Origin of the sequence: Streptomyces sp. NPDC058157, assembly GCF_042884105.1 — a bacterium.
GTDB lineage: Bacteria > Actinomycetota > Actinomycetes > Streptomycetales > Streptomycetaceae > Streptomyces.
The window spans coordinates 1-2,534 of the sequence record NZ_JBHVUQ010000386.1 but is presented as its reverse complement, the minus strand read 5'-3'; the positions used below and the strand labels follow the sequence as shown (position 1 = coordinate 2,534).

The following is a 2,534-nucleotide window of genomic DNA, read 5'->3' as shown; positions in this document are numbered from 1 at the left end:
GATCAGGGATGTGCGGCTCCCCAGGGCGCCGAAGTCATCTCGTTTCAGCCCCGGACGACACCCCACCCCGTCCCCGCCCCCGGCCGGGCGTCCTGCGCAGGCGGGGGGCGCGGGTTCGCGGGGATGTTCTAGCATCCGTGCCATGACTGACGGTATGGATCGCCCGCACAGCCCCCAGCCCCCCGCCTCCGGCGGGTACGGCTATCCACAGCCCGGGCCGTCCAACCCCTACCAGCCGGAGCCGGCGGCCGGGCAGCAGGGGCAGGGCTTCGGGCCGCCGCCGACGGCGGAGGAAACGTTCCCGCCGCCGATACCCGAGACCTTCAACAGCGCTCCCACCCCGGACTGGCAGGCGATGGCCGACGCCTCCGAGGCCCAGCGGCGCAAGCGCCGGACGCTGGTCATCGGCGGCGGCGCGCTCGCGGTGGTCCTCGTCGCGGCGGGCACGGCGTTCTTCCTGATGGACGACGGCAAGCCGGCCGACAAGCCGGCCGTCTCCGCCTCGGGCTCCCCCAGCCCCTCGGGCGCGGCGAAGTCCCCCACCCACAACCCCGACGACGACTACCCGACCGTCCCCGGCGAGCCGAACGTGCTGCGCGACTACAACGGCAAGACCGGCATCGCCCTGGGCCCGGGCGCCTCACTGGGCGAGCTGTCCATGCGCACCGAGGTCCGCTTCAAGGGCACCCCGGACTCGTACGCGCAGGGCGCCGAGGCGGCCGTGGACGTCACCAAGAGCTTCAGCGTCTCCACCCGCGTCTACAACACGACCGAGGGCGGCTCGCACATGGCGATCAGCCAGGGCGACGGGGACTCGTACTCCTTCGAGCTGGGCTTCGAAGTCGTCAGCGGCAAGAAGGCCTGGGTGTTCCGGGTGCAGACCGGGGACAAGGGCCAGGCGGCCACGGCCCAGCAGGTCGTCGTGGACAACGTGGACACCACGAAGAAGTGGGCCCTGCTCACGGGCACCTACGACGCGGAGAAGAAGACCATCGCCCTCTGGGTGGACGACAAGCAGGCCGGCCAGGCGCAGGTCTCCGGCATCTGGGCGGGCCCCGGCCCGGTCCAGCTCGGCCGGGCCCGCCACCACGGGATCTGGAGCGCCGCGTGGGAGGGGGCGCTCGACCACATCCGGATCTTCGACCAGGCCGTCAACCAGGAGCAGATCACGGCCCTGAAGAACAACAAGCCGGGCAGGACCAAGCCGGTCCACGCCTGGCTCGTCTGAGCCGGGAGGATCAGACGGTGATGCCGGCCTTGCGCAGGAAGGCCACCGGGTCGATCGCGGAGCCGTAGTTCGGGGTGGTGCGGATCTCGAAGTGCAGGTGCGGACCGCTGGAGTTCCCGGTGTTGCCGGAGAGCGCGATCTTCTGGTCCAGGGTGACCTTCTGGCCCACCTGGACGAGGATCTTCGACAGGTGCGCGTACTGGGAGTACGTGTTGTCGGCGTGCTTGATCACGATGGCGTTGCCGTAGGCCGGGCCGTCACCGCCGCCGTTGGGGCCGGCCTTGACGACGGTGCCGGCGGAGGCGGCGTGCACCGGGGTGCCGACGGGGACGGCGAAGTCCTGGCCGGAGTGCTTGTGGGCCCACATGCTGCCGCCCTTGCCGAAGGTCGCGGAGAGCGTGTAGCTCGCGACCGGCTTCTCCCACAGGCCGGCCTTCACGGCGGCGGCCTGGGCCTGGACGGCGGACACGACGGTGGGGGTCTCGTCGGCGAAGGCGGCGGTCGTCCCGGCCCCGAGGGCCAGCGTCGCACCGAGGGCGGTGGCGGCGAGGGCGGTACGGGTACGACGGGTGCTGACGCGCTTCGCGGACATGCGGGGACCTCCGGGGCCGGGGACAAGGGCATGGGGGCAAGAAAGATCCCGGCACGGCGGCCTGAGCCGTCACTGCCGGGCTTGCCCCACCTTGGTAACCCGCGCCCCCTCCCTTCCCCAAACACCCGATTTACTACCCCGCCTCGTAGCCGAACCCCGCCCACCGACCCCGTTGACGCCGCCCATCCAGCCGGGACGCCTGGACATTTCGGACGCCGAACCCTACGAGTACGCCTAGTAGGTCCGTTTTGTTCTGTGCGGCTTGTCACCGCCCCCGGGATGCCCGGGCGCTCCGCAGGACGCTCCGTTCGCCATCGGGTGCAGGTATCAGCCCCAGACGGCCGGCAGGCGCCGAGACGGGAGGAGCGCGTAGCGATCTGGGGCGCCTGAGGTCGCCAGATGGTCTTTCCGTCGGCATCCGGCGACAGCAGCGAGCCCAGGCGGTCGGCAGGCGCCGGGACGGGAGGAGCGCGTAGCGATCTGGGGCGGGATGGCCGCGCCCGTGCCCCGGGGCCGGATACGGGGGCCCGGATGCCCGGTCTGCCGGCCCCGGCCCGGCCGCCTGGTCTGCTGATCCCGCCGAATCTCCGACTCTGGACCGGACCGTTCCTCTGGGGGCTTCCCGACAGTCCGTGTCTTTCCGGGCCGGGACGGCCTGTCAAGGGTGGAGCGCAGCGACATCGCGAAGCGACGCGACGAAGGAGCGCCCTTGAC

Annotated in this window: 2 protein-coding genes; one reads left to right on the top strand and one right to left on the bottom strand. The window is 71.8% G+C overall.

The window, feature by feature from the left end; all coding sequences use genetic code 11:
* Positions 1-142: 142 nt before the first annotated feature.
* Entirely contained in the window at positions 143-1,228 is a 1,086-nt protein-coding gene (locus ACFVXK_RS38110; RefSeq protein WP_389621833.1) for a LamG-like jellyroll fold domain-containing protein, read from the top strand.
* Positions 1,229-1,238: 10 nt separating this feature from the next.
* On the opposite strand, the gene ACFVXK_RS38105 is transcribed toward ACFVXK_RS38110, so the two are convergent.
* The gene (locus ACFVXK_RS38105; RefSeq protein WP_389621830.1) at positions 1,239-1,820 is read right to left on the bottom strand and encodes a M23 family metallopeptidase; all 582 of its coding nucleotides are present in this window, start codon (positions 1,818-1,820) and stop codon (positions 1,239-1,241) included.
* Positions 1,821-2,534: the final 714 nt, after the last annotated feature.

Bases quoted from the DNA above. Each gene is read 5' to 3' on its own strand.
- ACFVXK_RS38110 (WP_389621833.1), top strand. From the start codon at position 143: ATGACTGACGGTATGGATCGCCCGCACAGCCCCCAGCCCCCCGCCTCC.
- ACFVXK_RS38105 (WP_389621830.1), bottom strand. From the start codon at position 1,820: ATGTCCGCGAAGCGCGTCAGCACCCGTCGTACCCGTACCGCCCTCGCC.